We start from the raw sequence: 14,567 nt of genomic DNA, 5'->3' as shown, positions 1-14,567 counted from the left end.
GCCCTCGACCGGGCCCTGGACCGCGTTCTCAGGCGCGCATCACCGTGGAGATGGGGATGCGCGCCGCCCGCAGCGCGGGGACGAGACCACCCAGGATGCCCGCCACCAGACCGGCGATCACCCCGGCCACCCCCGCCTGCCACGGGAACGCCACGCCCTCCAGCGACGGGAACCGCGAGCCGAACAGCGTCATCGCGAGCTTCAGCCCCACCACGCCCGCGCCGATCGCCAACGCCGCCGTGAGCAGGCCGGTCAACAACGTCTCCGCCAGCACGATGCCCGCCAGCAGCAGCCGCGGGGTGCCCACGGCGCGGCGCAACGCGAACTCCTCGATGCGCTCGCCCACGGTCGCCAGGCCGACGTTGAGGATGCCCGCCACGCCGATCAGCAGCACCAGCGCCGCCATGCCGAGGAAGATCCAGCGCAGCAACGCCAGCTCGGTGGACATCCGCTCCAGCGTCTCCACCGTGTTGACGTGGATGCGGTCCGCCGGCGTGCCCGCCGCGACCAGCCTGGCCCGCAGGACGTGCTCGACCTCGACCGCGTCCGGTGTCATCAGCACCTGCATGCCCGGACCCGAGTTGGCGTCGCCCATGCTGGTCACGGGCAGCCAGTTCATCAGCTCGTCGGAGCGGACGTAGGCGGTGGGTTGCCCGCTGCCGTCGTCCACCACGCCGATGATCCGCGGCGTCGGGTTGGCGGTGGCGCCGTCGACCCGCATCTCCGCCGGCACGTGGTAGCGGGTGAACGCCTTCGCCGCCTCCTCGTTGAGCACGAGCCTCGGCGCCAGCGACGGCTCGCCGCCGAAGTCCAGCCACTGGCCCTGCGACGGGCGGAACGGCCGGAACTGGCGGATGTCGCCGGTCAACCCGATGAGTTGCAGCTCCACCGCCTGGCCCGGTGGCGCGCCGGCGTTGCCGTCGTCCACCGGGTAGCAACCGGACTCGTCGCACATCATCCGGGGACCGCCGTAGCCGCCCTGCTGGTCGATCGGGCCGCCGCCCTCGTTGATCGGTTTCACGCCGGGTTCGCCGATGATCGCCCGGGCGCTGGTCATGGCCACCGCGTCGGTGCGGCCCTCCAGCACCTCCAGGGCCACCGGGACGGTCTGCCCCTCCGGCGACAGGTACATCTGCCGCGTGCCGTCCTTGCCCTGGTACAGCTCGACGTCGGCGAGCATGGCCCGGTTCGCGATCTCCGCGCCCGCCTGCACGACGACCACCGCGAGCACGCCGAGGAACAGGCTGACCATGGACAGGAACGTGCGCAGCTTGCGAGCCCTGATGCCCTGGCCGCCGATGATCAGCGACGCCCGGAACCGGCCCGAGAGCCTGATCACGCGACCACCCGCTGACCGGCCGGGCGCAGCAGGCCGTCGGACAGGTGCAGCACCCGGCCCATCTTCGCCGCGTGGTCGTGGTCGTGGGTGACCAGCACCAGGCCGCAGCCCACTTCGGTGGTCTGGCGCAGCACCTCCACGACGAGGTTGCCGGTGTCGGTGTCGAGCGCGCCGGTCGGCTCGTCGGCCAGCAGGATCCGCGGCTCGCGCACCAGGGCGCGGGCGATCGCCACGCGTTGCTGCTCACCGCCGGACAGGCGCGGCGGCTTGTGCTTGGCCAGGTGGCCGATGCCCACGCGCTCCAACGCGGCCAGCACCTTCGCCTTGCGCTTGCGCCTGGGCAGCCAGCCCTGGCCGTTGACCAGCGCCATGGCCACGTTCTGCGCCGCGGTCAGGTGCTTGAGCAGGAAGAAGCGCTGGAAGACGAACCCGAACTCGGCGCTGCGCAGCGCGGCGGCCTTGCGCTCGGGGATCTTGGTGATGTCCCGGTCGCCCAACAGGTACTGGCCGCCGTCGGGCCGGTCGAACAGGCCGATGAGGCTGAGCAGCGTGCTCTTGCCCGAGCCGGAGCGGCCGAGGATGGCGACGCTGTCGCCGGGGTGCACGGTCAGGTCGACACCCGCGAGGATGGTGCGCGGCTCGTCCTGGCCCTTGAGGGTCTTGGTCACGCCGGTGAGGTGGATCAACGGCGGTGCCGCCACCGGTGGTGGCACCAGCAGGGGTGACGTGGTCACTTGCGCCCCGCCCCCGGCTCGGCCTCGCCCGCGGGCTCACCCGGCGGCAGGTTCGGGCCGGGCACGGCCAGGGTCTCCTCGCCCGTGAGGCCCGACTTGACCTCCACCACCTTGCCGTCGGTGAGGCCGAGCTCCACGTCCACGGTCTGCTTGGCCCCGTCGGACCCGACCACGTCGACCTTGCCCTTGCCCTGGCCGCCCGCGACCGCCTCGACCGGCACGACCAGCGCGTTCCGCGCGGACGCGGTGACCAGTTCGAGGGTGGCGGCGGCGCCGTTGATCAGCTTCACGTCGGCGGGCGCGGTGCACACCAGGCGCAGACCGGTCGGCTCGGACGAGTTCTCCGGCTCCTGCGGCTGCTGCGGCGGCGCGGGCGGGTTGGCGCCGGTGGGCGCGCCGGGATCCGGTGCCGGCTGCTGCGGCGGCGGCGCGGGCACGGTGCCCGGCGGCAGCGCCGCGATCGTGCCGAGCAGGGTGCACGGGAACGGGCCGGGCCCGTTCTTGATCTGCGCCTGCACGGTGCCCTGCGCGGCGTCGGAGATCTGGTAGGCCTGCTCGCCGTTGATCTCGGCGACGATGCCGTAGCCCGCGTACTTCGCCGACGCGATCGGCATGCCCGCGGTGACCGTGGCGCGGTCGTCCACCAGGCGTCCGCCGAACGTGGAGCCCGCGGGCACGTCGACGTTGTTGGGCTTGCCCTCCGTCCAGACCGTCGCGATCCGGGTCGGCTTGGTCGGCGTGCTCGTCGGCTCGGCCACGGTCAGGTAGCGCACCTGGCCCGCGACCGGCGACACGATCCCGAACAACGGGTTCATGGTGACCTTGCCGGTCAGGCTGACCTTGTTGGACAGGTCCTGTCTGGTCGGTTTGGTCGTGGTCTGCACGGTGCCGCGCGGCGCGAGCTCGGGGTTGAGCGGCTCGGCTCCGGTCGACGTGCACGAGGCCGCGGTGAGCACCGCCGCGGCCAGTCCGCACACGCGGACGAAGGTATTTCTGGACACCGGTCCCCCCAAAGCGAATCCCCTATCCGGTCTCGCCAATTTACCCATATGACGCCGGCGGGGTGACCGGGGTTGCGCGGCAACGCGAAACCGCTCTCACCCCGGGTCGGGGCGAGAGCGGTTTCCGGTGGTCGGAGCTGGTCCGAAGTGGTCAGGATCGGTGGGACTCCGGCAATGGGTGCTAGGCGACCGCGTGCAGGTTCCCGTCGGCACCGGCGAGGCACCGGGCCGAGCCCGCGCCCCCGTTGACGAATTCGGTGATGCACCGGCCGAACTGCGCGTGGCCGGCGGCGTTCGGGTGGAACGACTGCTGGGCCAGGTGCAGGCCGATGGCGTCCAGGCCGCCGGTCACCAACGCGTACGGGTCGACGGTCAGCCGGCGCTGCCACTCCCCCGTGGAGCTCTCGCCCTTGCTGCACGCCTCGCGGTTCTCCGTCGCGCGGGAGAGGTCGAGGAACTTCACGCCCGCGCGCGTCGCCACGCCGCGCAACGCCTCCGACAGCTGCGGCACGGCCACCGTGCGACCGTAGGCCGCGTCGGCCAGGCGGAGCGGGCAGCCCTGCGGGCCGTGCAGGTAGCGGTCCATCTTCTCGGTCACCGGCGAGGCGTACGAGGTGAGGACCAGGTTGTAGGAGGACGTGGCGTAACCGGCCTGGGTCATCGCGGTGCGGACGTCGCGCAGGGCGTTCTCGACCTTCGGCGCCATCCCGGCCAGCCTGCCGGGCCACTCGCGCTCCAACTTGGACCGGCAGCTGGAGCCGAACGGGTTCACCCAGGCGGCGACGCAGTCGACCATGGTGTCGGCGAACCGGACGTCGTCGTTCGCGCCGACCTGCACGACGACCGTGGTCACGCGGTACTGGCGGGCGATGTCGATCAGCCGCCGGGCCTGGGAGCCCTCGGTGTAGTGCACGGTGTCGGCCAGCGACACGTTCGCCGAGTCCGCGCCCGAGCAGGCCAGGTTGAACGTGCGCTCGGCCAGCTGGGTGCGGTGGATCATGGCCTGGGTGGACCGGTGGCACCAGTTGCCGTTCTCGCCCTCGGTGCCGGGCTCGTAGGACCCGGCGCCCTCGCCGGACATCGCGCTGTCGCCCAGCGACACCACGGCGGTCTGCCGATCGTCCACGGCGCCCGCCGTGGTCGGGATCGCGAAGAACGCCGAGCCCGCCAGCAACAGGGCGCCGACAGCGGCACTGACTCGTTTCCTCGACACCGCGGACCTCCACAGGGTGATCGTCATCGACCGGGGCGGGACGTCAACCGACCGTAAAGGGGCGTTCACACCGCGACAACAAGCCGATCGGCTGTTTCCCGAGCTCCTTCGGTGCCCCGCAGGACGACCCGGGGCCGGACCGCCCTTCGGCGGTCGCACCGCCGACGTGGCCTGCGACGCTGGTTGACTCCGCCGACAGGGGCACGTCATGCGCGTACTCGCCGCCACCGCACCCGTCACCGCCCTGGCCGCCGCGGCACTGGTCGTGCCGTCGACCGGGCTCGCGCACGCCGCCGCGTTCACCGCGCGGATCGACTTCTCCGACCAGGCCACCGCGCCGGCCGCCGGCTACGCGCGGGACTTCGGCGAGCCCTACGGCGCACGGCCGACCGGCCAGACCTACGGCTGGGTGTCGCCGGGCACCACCACCCCGTTGTCGTTGGTGGGCAACGGCCGCAACCGGGGCGGCTCCGGCGACCCCCGCCTGGCGACCTTGGTGCACGCCCAGCTCCCGGCCACCTCGCCCGGCGTGCCGACGCCGGGCAGCTGGGAGCTCGCCGTGCCGAACGGGTCCTACACCGTCACGGTCGCCGTCGGCGACGCGGGCACGGCCACCGACAGCACGCACTGGCTCAACGTCGAGGACCAGAACGCCGTCGCCGCGTTCAAGCCCACCGCGACCACGAAGCACGCGACCGCGACGCGCGTGGTCACCGTGACCGACGGCCGCTTGACGCTGTCCCCGCGCTCGGGAACGAACACGAAGCTGAACTACGTCGACGTGGACGGCCTGCCGGACGGCTCGCCGTCGGTGCGCGCCGCGACGCCCGCGAACCTGGCGACCGCGGTCGACCCGACCACGTCGGTGGTGGCCGACCTGCGGCTGCCCGCGGGCGCCGTGGACGCGGCCACGCTGTCGTCGACCTCGGTCCGGCTGACCCGCGTGTCGGACGGCACGGCGGTGCCCGCCAACGTGATCACCAGCGGTGGCGGCGACGTGATCAACCTGTCGCCGCTGGCGCCGCTCGCACCGGCCACGCCTTACCGGTTCTCGGTCACCTCCGGCGTGCGGGACGTGGCGGGTCGGGCGTTCCGGCCGTTCTCGTCGGTGTTCACCACCGGCGCGGGCCCCGGTGGCGGGCCCGTCGCGTTCCGGCAGGTGTTCGGCGTGGCCACCGGCGCGCCGTTCACCAGCGTGGCGTTCGGGCCGGACGGGCGGCTGTACGCGGCCACGTTCACCGGGCAGGTCCACCGCTTCCCGGTCCACGCCGACGGCACGCTCGGCGCGGCGACCGTCATCGAGACGGTCCGCGCGCACGCCACCGCGGCCGGGCTGCCCGGCGCGCCGAACCGGACCGTGATCGGCCTGGCGTTCGACCCGGCGTCCACCGCGGCGGCGCCGGTGCTGTGGGTGACGGACAACTACGGCGGCACGTCGAACGCGCCCGACTGGTCCGGCAAGGTCGCCCGGCTCAGCGGCCCGGACCTGGGCGTCTACACCGAGGTCGTCACCGACCTGCCGCGCTCGATCAGGGACCACGAGTCGAACTCGCTCGCGTTCGGCCCGGACGGCGGCCTGTACCTGGCGCAGGGTTCGATGAACGCGATGGGCGCGCCCGACACGACGTGGGGCAACCGGGCGGAACGCCTGCTCAGCGCCGCCGTGCTGAAGATCCACCCGGCGCGGCTGCCCGCGACCCTGCCGGTGAACGTGCGCACCGAGGCGGGCGGGACGTACAACCCCTACGCGGCCAACGCGCCGGTGACCATCCACGCGACCGGCGTGCGCAACGCCTACGACCTGGTGTGGCACCGCAACGGGCACCTGTACGTGCCGACGAACGGCTCGGCGGCGGGCGGCAACGCCCCGGCCACGCCGTCACCGCTGCCCGCCGCTTGCGCGTCCCGCCGCGACGGTCCGTACACCGGTCCGGCCGTGCCGGCGGTGACGGGCAACCCGAACGCCGAGACCGACTACGTGTTCGACGTGAAGCCCGGTAGGTACTACGGGCACCCGGCGCCGGTGCGCTGCGAGTGGGTGCTGGCGGGTGGCAACCCGACGTCCGGCGCCGACCCGTTCCAGACCTCCGCGTACCCGGTGGGCACGGCGCCGGACCGCAACCTCGACCTGGCGGGCACCTACGACGCGGGCCTGCACGCGTCGCCGAACGGGGTCGTCGAGTACCGGGGCGCCGCGTTCGGCGGGCGGCTCGACGGGCGGCTGCTCGTGGTGCGCTACTCGTCCGGGCAGGACATCCAGTTCTTCGACGTGGGCCCGACCGGCGCGCTGTCGAACCGGACGACCGGCGCCACCGGCATGACCGGCTTCAACCAGCCGCTCGACATCACCCAGAGCCGGACCACGGGCTACCTGTACGTGACCGAGCTGGGCGCGAACCGGATCACCCTGCTGCGCCCGGCGACCTGACCGTCGGGTGCGCGGGACGGGCGGGTCGAGCGGGAAAGCGGTGTGGTGGAGCGGAGGGGAGGCCGCCCCACCACACCCGGTCGTCCGGGCTACTCCTCCGAACCGAAGTCCTCGCCCGCGTCGAACACCTCGTCCACGACCTCACCCACCACCATGCCGCCCACGACCCCCGCCGCGACACCGCCGACCACCGCACCCATGCCCGGCCCGCGGTGGTGACCGCGGTGGTCCGGGTGGCCCATGTGTCCCGGCAGGCCGTGCGCGTGGCCGCCGCGGCCCGCGACCTGCGCCAGCCACTGGCCGATCGCGCCCGCCCAGTCGGTGTTCACCGCGTCGGCGTGCGAGGCGTGGAACCGGCCGAACGCGTCCGCGCCGGACGAGAACAGGCCGCCCCGCTTGTCCGCCTCCAGCACCACGACCAGCTCGTGCGGACTGGCCACGAAGGTCAGCTCCACCTCGTTCACCCGGCCCGCGAACTGCGCCGGCGGGTAGAACTCGATCTCCTGGTAGAAGCCGAGCTCCTGGTGCACGCCGTGGATCCGGCCCGCCTCGACGTCGGCGGAGCGGAACTGGAAGCCGAGCTGCCCGAACGCGTCGAGCACCCGGTCCTGCGACGGCAGCGGGCCGACCAGCACCGGGTCCAGGTCGCCCTTGTCGGGCGCACCCGAGATCACCAGCTCGGTCCGCACGCCGACGGTCACGCCGGGCAGGCGCTGCCCGCCGACGGCCGTGATCGGGGTCTCCCACGGCAACGCCAGCCGGAACGGCACGGTCACCGGTTGCCCGGCCGCGACCCGCACGTCCTGCGCCACCTCCAGGCGCAGGAACTCGGCGGTGCCGCCGAACTCGTGGTCGCCGTGCTCGACCTCGACCCTGGTCACCAGGGACAGCACGATCCGGTCGATGCGGGCCTCGTTGCTGCCGCCCTGGATGCGCACCTGGCCGGTGATCACCTGGCCGGGCTGGGCGTGCGGCGAGTCGAGCACGGTGTCGACGGACGGTCCGCCGACGCCGAATGCGCTGAGCATCCGCTTGAACATGGGCTGGAGTTCCTCCGTGAGGTGGTCAGTTCGGTTGGTCGGTCTCGTCCTCGAAGTCGCCGATCAGCTCTTCGAGGAGGTCTTCCAGGGCGGCGATGCCGACCACGCGGCCCTCCGCGTCGGCCACCAGCGCCAGCTGCGCCCGTTCGGCGCGCATCCTGGTCACCGCGCCCGCCACCGGCAACTCGGCGGGCAACGTCAGCGGTGCGGTCATCAGGTCCCGGGCCGCGGTGTCGGCGCCGGCGGCGGTGGCGCGCACGGCCTCGCGGATGTGCACCAGGCCGACGAACCGCCCGTCGGCGTCGGTCACCGGGAACCGCGACCGCCCGCACGCGCGGCTGCGGTCCTCGATCGCCCGCGCGCCGGTGTGCTCGGCGACGGTGACGGTCTCCCCGATGGGCACCATCACCTGGGTCACGGTGGTCTGCTGGAGCTGCAACATCCGGGTCAGCAGCCGGCGCTGGCCCTCCGGGATCAGGCCGTGCTCGGCCGACTGCCGCACCAGCATCCGCATGTCGTCCGGGTGGTGCTCGCGGCTCAGCTCGTCCTTCGGCTGCACCTTCACCAGGAGCAGCAACGCGTTCGTGACCGCGTTCAGCGCGCTCAGCAGCAACCGGACGGTGTGCGCGAACGCCCGGAACGGCATCGCCAGCAGCAGCGCCGACCGCTCGGGGTGGCTGATCGCCCACGACTTCGGCGCCATCTCGCCGATCACCATGTGCAGGAACACCACCAGCACCAGGCTGATCGTGAACGAGAGCGCGTACGACAGCCCGGACGGCAGGCCGACCGCGAGCAACAGCGGGTCGACCAGGTCGGCCACCGCGGGCTTGGCCAGCGCGCCCAACCCCAGCGTGCACAGCGTGATGCCCAGCTGCGCGCCCGCGAGCATCAACGACAACTCGCGCACGCCCGCCAACGCGGCCCGTGCCGCCCGACTGGTCCGCGCGGCTTCCTCCAGCCGGTGCCGCTTCGCCGCCATCAGCGCGAACTCGGCGGCCACGAAGAAGGCGTTGGCCGCCAACAACAACACGGAGACGAACAACGACCACGTGGTGCTCATCACCGCACCCCCTTGCCGAGCCGCACGCCGCCGGGCAAAACCCTGCTGGGCGAGACCTTGCTGAGCAGGACCCTGCTGGGCACGTGCCGGGCCACGGCCGTCACCCGCACGAGCACCCCGCCGGACTCGACCTCGTCGCCCACGTCGGGTGTGCGGCCGAGCCGGTGCAGCACCAGGCCGGACACGGTGTCGTAGTTGTCGTGCGCGGGCAGCTCGACGCCGGTGGCGTCGGCGATCTCGTCGATCCGCAGCCGGCCGGGCACCTCCCACCCGTCGGCGCGTCGCTCCACCGCGTCGCGCAGCACGTCGTCCTCGTCGTGGATCTCGCCGACCAGTTCCTCGGCCAGGTCCTCCAGGGACACCACGCCCGCGAAGCCGCCGAACTCGTCCACCACGCAGGCCAGCTGGCGGCGTTCGAGGCGCAGCCGTTCCAGCACGGCGGGCAGCGGCAACGTCGACGGCACCACCAGCGCGGGTGACGCGACGTCACCCACCGGTGTGGTGGCGCGGTCCTCGGGCGCGACGGTCAGCACCTCGGCCAGCCCGACCACGCCGCGCAGGTCGTCCAGGCCGTCGCCGACGACGGGGAAGCGGGAGTGGCCGGTGTCCAGCAACCCGACCACCCGCGCGACCGGCTCGTCGGCGCGCACGGTGTGCACCGAGACCCGCGATGTCATGGCCTGGTCCGCGACCAGGCCGCGGAAGTCCAGGCCCCGGTCGAGCAGGCGGGACAGCTCGGCGTCGAGGTGGCCCCGCTGCTGCGCCTCACCGATGATCTGCCTCAGGTCGTCCGGGGTGGCGCCCTGCGGCAGCTCTTCCACGGGTTCGATGCCGACCGCGCGCAGCAGCCGGTTGGCCGAGGCGTCGAACAGCCGGATCAGCGGACCGGTGACCTTGAGGTAGGCCAGGGTGGACGTGCTCAGCGCCTTGGCCAGGGCCTCGGGTTTCGCGATGGCGAGGTTCTTCGGGAACAGCTCGCCGAGCACCATCTGGACCGCGGTCGCGAAGGTGAGCGCGAGCGCCATGGACAGCGTCACGGTCAGCGTGGGCGACAGGCCCGTGTGCCCGAGGACGGCGGCCAGGCCCTCGCCCAGGAGCGGTTCGGCGACGTAACCGGCGAGCAGCGCGGTCACCGTGATGCCGAACTGGGCGCCGGAGAGCATGAAGGAGAGGCGTTGCGTGACGCGGTAGGCGCGTTCGGCGGCCTTGTCGCCGCTCTCGGCCTGGTGCCGCAACCTGCCCCGGTCGACCGCCATGTAGGCGAACTCCTGGGCCACGAAGTAGCCGGTGGCGATGGTCAGCAGCACGATCGCCAGCGTGCCGGAGATGATCAACATGGTGCGGTGTCGTTCAGCCGGGCCCGACCCGGCCGGCTACTACCGTCTTCGTCGTCTGACATACTTCACACTAGCACGTGGCACTGTACGGTTGCGGGGAGGCGCGGGTGGCGGAGGTCCTGCTCAGGATCGGTGAGCTGGCCGCGCGGGCCGGCGTCAGCATCCGCACCGTCGACTACTACACGAGCCTCGGGTTGATCTCGCCCGCGCAGCGCACGGCGGGCAACTACCGGCTCTACGCGCCCGGCGACGTGGAGCGCATCCACCTCGTGCAGCGGCTGGAGGTCCAGGGCGTGCCGCTGGACGAGATCGCGACCGCGTTCAACACCCGGCAGGCCGACGTGGGACCCGTGCTGGACCGGATCGACGAAGACCTGCGGGCGTTGCAGGCGGCGGCCGAGAACGCGTCACCGGAGGCGCACGGCGTGCTGTCGGCCATCGCCAACCGCGTGCACTCGCTGATCACCTTGGCGTTGGAACTCCCGCCTTTGCCGTGAACCCGCACCTGTCGGGAACCCGCGCCTGTCGGGAACCCGCCGTCGCGGTGAACCCGCCGCGCGACCGGAGAGGGCGCGCGGCGGGCGTTCGAACCTCGCCGATCAGCCCAGCCAGGGGCTGAAGTGCTCGGCCACCGCGGTGGTCAGGCCGCCCACGCTGAGCCGGCCGTCCACCTCGATCACGCGCAGGCCGTGCTCCCGGGCCCGCTCGACCACGTCCTCGGCCAGCAGGCGGTCTCGTTCGACCCGGTTCGCCTGCGCGCGTTCCGGGTCGCTCACGGCGGCGGACACCTTGCCCGCCCTGGGCAGTTCACGGATCTGGCGCTGCCGGAACGCCTCGCTCGGCACGAGGAACACGGCCTGCCGCGGGTCGGCGAGCAGCGGCGCGACCAGTTCCGGTCGCAGACCCCACCCCTCGGCGACGAGCGGGCGGCCGCTGGACAACGCGCGCAGGTCGTCCAGCACCATCCCGAAGCGCTCGGCGTGGCCGCGCTTGCTGTGCTCGGCCATCTCCCCCGGTGACGGTCGCACCCAGGTCGTGTCGGGGTCGTGGTCTTGGAGGGTCAGCCACGCGTGCCGATGCGGGTAGCGCCCGGCGTGCGCCAGCGCGCGGTCGTAGTGGCCTCGGGCGTCGTGGAAGTCGTAGTGGTACGCGGTCAGTCCGAATCGGCGCGACAGGAGCCAGGCGACGGTCGACTTGCCCGTCCACTGCGCCCCGCCGATCCACAGGACAGTGCTCAATTCCCCAGAAGGTCCCCACCTCATGGTGGCAAGGGTGACGGGTTCGCAGCCCCGGAACAAGTCTTGTTTTTGCTGGTCAGAGGTGGTTAAGTAGTTGGTGTCGGTCGATATGGTCCCCACCTCGGACCGACAGCGGCGGTAAGTCGGACAGTGGCGGCAAATCAGGCAGTCGCCGTGGCGGGTTCGGTGTGCACCGTGACCGCGGCCAAGCGGGGCACGGCGTGCTTGAGGTGCCGTTCCACCTCGTGCGCGATGCGGTGACCCTGCTCGACGCTCAGCCGCGCGTCCACCGCGATCGCCAGCTCCGCCCGCAGCACGTGCCCGGTCCACCGCATGCGCACCCGGTCGGCCCGCACCACGCCGTCGACCTGCGCGGCGGCGCGTTCGGCCAGGTCGACCGACGCCGGGTCGACCGCGTCGAGCAACCGGCCGAAGACCTCGCCCGCCGCGTCGCGCAGGACGAACAGGATGGCGACGGTCATGCCCAGGCCGACGAGCGGGTCGGCGGCCGGGAACCCCAGGGCCACCCCGATCCCGCCCAGCACCACGGCCAGCGAGGTGAAGCCGTCGGTGCGGGCGTGCAGGCCGTCGGCGACGAGCGCGGCCGAGCCGATCTCCCGGCCGACCCGCATCCGGTAGCGCGCGACCAGCTCGTTGCCCAGGAACCCGACCACGCCGGCCACCGCCACCACCCAGAGGTGCCGCACGGGCTGCGGGTCGAGCAGCCCGCGCACCGACTCGTACCCGGCGTACGCCGCCGACGCGGCGATCACCAGCACGATCACCACGCCGGCCAGGTCCTCCGCACGTCCGAGGCCGTAGGTGAACCGGCGGGACGCGGCCCGGCGGCCCAGCACGAAGGCGATGGCCAGCGGTATGGACGTGAGGGCGTCGGCGACGTTGTGGACGGTGTCGCCCAGCAGCGCCACCGAGCCGGTGACCAGCACCAACACCGCCTGCGCGGCCGCCGTGGCGAACAGCGCCACGAACGAGACGACCAGGGCGCGCATCCCCCGCTCGCTGCCCTCCAGCGCGGTGTCGACGCGGTCCACCGAACGGTGCCCGTGGCCGTGCCCGTGTCCATGGCCGTGCCCATGTCCGTGTTCTCTGCCCGTCACGCCGGCAGCATACCTGCGCAATCACGCAGATACGCAAGTAAGTAGGCTGGCGTCATGCACACCGCGTTGTCGGACTTCGACATGCCCAACGACGAGCAGGTACACCTGGCCGCCGAGTCGTTCCGCCTGCTCGCCGACCCGACCCGGATCAAGGTGCTCTGGGCGTTGCTGCAGGGCGAGTCGTCGGTGGCCTGCCTCGCCGACCTGGCGGGCGCCGCGCCGACCGCGGTCAGCCAGCACCTGGCCAAGCTGCGCCTCGCCGGTCTGGTGAAGGGCCGCCGCGAGGGCACGTTCGTCTACTACTCCGCGGCCAACGACCACGTGAGATCCCTTCTGGCACAAGCACTCTTCCACGCCGACCACGTCGACCGCGGCATCCCGCCCGCCGACGACGCCGAGCAGGAGGTCGCTCACCACCAGCGTTGACCCGCGGCGCCGGTTTCACCCTTACGTCGCAACGAACCGGGCATATCAGTGCAGCTCAACGGGTATCCGAAGCACCCCCACCCGGTTCAACGAGGAGCAGGATCATGGGCATCCCCACCTCTTCACGACGGTCCGGCGGGAGGTCGTGATGGCGCAGTCGTGTGACCTGATCGACATCCGCAGCGGCGACCTCTTCCACCAACCCGTCCCCTACGGCCTGGTGTACCCGACGTGCACCGCCGACGGCGAGGCCCCGCCCAGCCAGCGCGGCCGGACCTGGGAACACCTGACCGCGTCGGGCCGCGTCCTGCAACCGGCGCCCCGGTGACGCCCGGCGGGTTTCCACCGACGGGGCCGCGGGCAATCGCCTGCGGCCCCGAGTTCGTTGTGCCGCCAGGGAAAGACTCGCCGCGGGAAGACGCGCCAGGGAAGGACTCGCCGGGGGAAGGTCGGTCGGCGGAGTGCTGATCGGGAAAGCACGCGACCGCGACGATCATCGGGGCTAACGTGTCCCACCGGCGAAGGGGGCGCGGTGGAGTCGTTCGATCCGAACCAGGCGGACGTGGCGGACCTGGCGGGGTACTACCGGGTGGTGCGGGACAGCCACCTCGTCGACGAGGACTCGCCGCACGAGCCGGTGCCGTCGTACGAGGACGTGGTCGAACGGCTGCGCAACCCGTTCCCCGGCGTCGGTCCGGCGGGGCACTGGGTGGTGCGCGACGCGAGCGGGATCGTGGCGTTCGGGTACGCGCGGTTCCCCGAGGACGAGAACGGCCACATCGCGGTGGCCACGGTGGTCGTGCACCCGGAGTCACGCCGGCGGGGCGTCGCCACCCGGTTGCTCCGCGGGATGTTGCCGGAGTTGCGTGCACGCGGGCGCACGGTGATCGAGGACTGGGGACTGGTGGAGGGACGTCCGGGCACGCAGTGGGCGCACCGGCTGGGGTTCAAGACCGTGCGGGCGGTGGCGGCCATGGGCGTGGCGGTCGGTGACGCGGACCGGACGCGGTGGTCGGTAGACCTGCCCGACGGGTACCGGGTCGAGCGGTGGATGAACGAAGCGCCGGAGGAGATCGTCGCGTCCTACGCCGCCGCGCGGAGCGCGATCCACGACGCGCCGATGGGCACGACCGAGTACGTCCCTCCCGAGTGGACGGTCGAGCGGGTCCGGGAGAACGAGGCGGAGCTGCGCGGCGAGAACGTCGAGCAGCGCGTGGTGGTGGCCGTGCACGAGGCCACCGGCGAGGTCGCCGGGCTGACCGAGGTGTTGCTGCTGCCGCACGGGCCGCGCACGGCCCACCAAGGCGACACGGCCGTGCTCGGCGCGCACCGGGGCCACGGGCTCGGCTTGGGCATCAAGGGCGTCATGGCCCACTGGCTGGCCGAAGACCACCCGGACCTGGAACGCGTGCACACCTTCACCAACGCCGACAACGAGCACATGATCCGGGTCAACCGGGAGCTGGGCATGGCCGTCGAACGCACCGAGCTGATCGTCGCGCACGACATCGACGCGCTGACGGCCCGCCTCGCGAAGCGCTGACGACCCGACTCGTGGAGCGCTGACGGCCGCCGCGCACGTCGAGCACCCCGGCGCTACGCCATCCGGGAAAGCCGGGTGGGTGTCGGT

14 protein-coding genes are annotated in these 14,567 nt (G+C 72.6%); 5 read left to right on the top strand and 9 right to left on the bottom strand.

The genetic code is table 11. The features are described from left to right. Window positions 1-28: 28 nt before the first annotated feature. From ACYVLT_RS14270 to ACYVLT_RS14255, 4 genes are all read right to left on the bottom strand, one after another. Window positions 29-1,339, bottom strand: coding sequence for an ABC transporter permease (locus ACYVLT_RS14270; RefSeq protein ID WP_461120649.1), 1,311 nt, complete (start codon window positions 1,337-1,339; stop codon window positions 29-31). After that, a complete protein-coding gene (locus ACYVLT_RS14265) occupies window positions 1,336-2,073 on the bottom strand; it encodes an ABC transporter ATP-binding protein (RefSeq protein ID WP_461120648.1) in 738 nt (245 codons plus the stop codon). The genes ACYVLT_RS14270 and ACYVLT_RS14265 overlap by 4 nt, the downstream gene beginning before the upstream one ends. Beyond that, window positions 2,070-3,050, bottom strand: a complete 981-nt coding sequence (locus tag ACYVLT_RS14260; RefSeq protein WP_461120647.1) for an efflux RND transporter periplasmic adaptor subunit — start codon at window positions 3,048-3,050, stop codon at window positions 2,070-2,072. Before ACYVLT_RS14260 ends, ACYVLT_RS14265 begins: the two co-directional genes overlap by 4 nt. 205 nt (window positions 3,051-3,255) lie before the next feature. Further along, window positions 3,256-4,287, bottom strand: coding sequence for a GDSL-type esterase/lipase family protein (locus ACYVLT_RS14255; RefSeq protein WP_461120646.1), 1,032 nt, complete (start codon window positions 4,285-4,287; stop codon window positions 3,256-3,258). Window positions 4,288-4,495: 208 nt separating this feature from the next. Here ACYVLT_RS14255 and ACYVLT_RS14250 point away from each other — a divergent pair, with 208 nt between their 5' ends. Next, window positions 4,496-6,715 carry an Ig-like domain-containing protein gene (locus ACYVLT_RS14250; protein ID WP_461120645.1) on the top strand — a complete coding sequence of 740 codons (2,220 nt, stop codon included), beginning with the start codon at window positions 4,496-4,498 and terminating at the stop codon, window positions 6,713-6,715. 89 nt (window positions 6,716-6,804) lie between these two features. Here ACYVLT_RS14250 and ACYVLT_RS14245 read toward each other — a convergent pair whose 3' ends face one another. From ACYVLT_RS14245 to ACYVLT_RS14235, 3 genes are read right to left on the bottom strand one after another with little or no spacing between them, the layout of a single operon-like run. Further along, a complete protein-coding gene (locus ACYVLT_RS14245; protein ID WP_461120644.1) occupies window positions 6,805-7,755 on the bottom strand; it encodes a sporulation protein in 951 nt (316 codons plus the stop codon). Window positions 7,756-7,780: 25 nt separating this feature from the next. Continuing rightward, on the bottom strand, window positions 7,781-8,818 hold the full coding sequence (locus ACYVLT_RS14240) for a hemolysin family protein (protein WP_461120643.1): 1,038 nt from the start codon (window positions 8,816-8,818) through the stop codon (window positions 7,781-7,783). Next, window positions 8,818-10,155, bottom strand: coding sequence for a hemolysin family protein (locus ACYVLT_RS14235; protein WP_461120642.1), 1,338 nt, complete (start codon window positions 10,153-10,155; stop codon window positions 8,818-8,820). The genes ACYVLT_RS14240 and ACYVLT_RS14235 overlap by 1 nt, the downstream gene beginning before the upstream one ends. 77 nt (window positions 10,156-10,232) lie before the next feature. Between ACYVLT_RS14235 and ACYVLT_RS14230 the strand changes: the two genes are divergently transcribed. Continuing rightward, the gene (locus ACYVLT_RS14230) at window positions 10,233-10,652 is read left to right on the top strand and encodes a helix-turn-helix domain-containing protein (protein ID WP_461120641.1); all 420 of its coding nucleotides are present in this window, start codon (window positions 10,233-10,235) and stop codon (window positions 10,650-10,652) included. A 102-nt stretch (window positions 10,653-10,754) separates the two neighbouring features. Here ACYVLT_RS14230 and ACYVLT_RS14225 read toward each other — a convergent pair whose 3' ends face one another. Beyond that, window positions 10,755-11,393, bottom strand: a complete 639-nt coding sequence (locus ACYVLT_RS14225) for a hypothetical protein (protein WP_461120640.1) — start codon at window positions 11,391-11,393, stop codon at window positions 10,755-10,757. A 161-nt stretch (window positions 11,394-11,554) separates the two neighbouring features. Then, a complete protein-coding gene (locus ACYVLT_RS14220) occupies window positions 11,555-12,511 on the bottom strand; it encodes a cation diffusion facilitator family transporter (protein ID WP_461120639.1) in 957 nt (318 codons plus the stop codon). Between the two features lie 54 nt (window positions 12,512-12,565). Here ACYVLT_RS14220 and ACYVLT_RS14215 point away from each other — a divergent pair, with 54 nt between their 5' ends. The 3 genes from ACYVLT_RS14215 to ACYVLT_RS14205 all read left to right on the top strand — a co-directional run bounded on the left by ACYVLT_RS14215 (window position 12,566) and on the right by ACYVLT_RS14205 (window position 14,480). Then, window positions 12,566-12,937 carry an ArsR/SmtB family transcription factor gene (locus ACYVLT_RS14215; RefSeq protein WP_461120638.1) on the top strand — a complete coding sequence of 124 codons (372 nt, stop codon included), beginning with the start codon at window positions 12,566-12,568 and terminating at the stop codon, window positions 12,935-12,937. Between the two features lie 148 nt (window positions 12,938-13,085). After that, window positions 13,086-13,265: a hypothetical protein gene (locus ACYVLT_RS14210; protein ID WP_360451123.1), complete on the top strand. Its 180-nt coding sequence runs from the start codon at window positions 13,086-13,088 to the stop codon at window positions 13,263-13,265. Between the two features lie 204 nt (window positions 13,266-13,469). After that, complete coding sequence (locus ACYVLT_RS14205; RefSeq protein WP_461120637.1) at window positions 13,470-14,480, top strand: GNAT family N-acetyltransferase; 1,011 nt, start codon at window positions 13,470-13,472, stop codon at window positions 14,478-14,480. Window positions 14,481-14,567 lie beyond the last annotated feature (87 nt).

Source organism: Saccharothrix stipae, from assembly GCF_054781895.1.
Note: the sequence above shows the minus strand (reverse complement) of the source record. Positions and strands in the feature narration are given on the sequence as shown.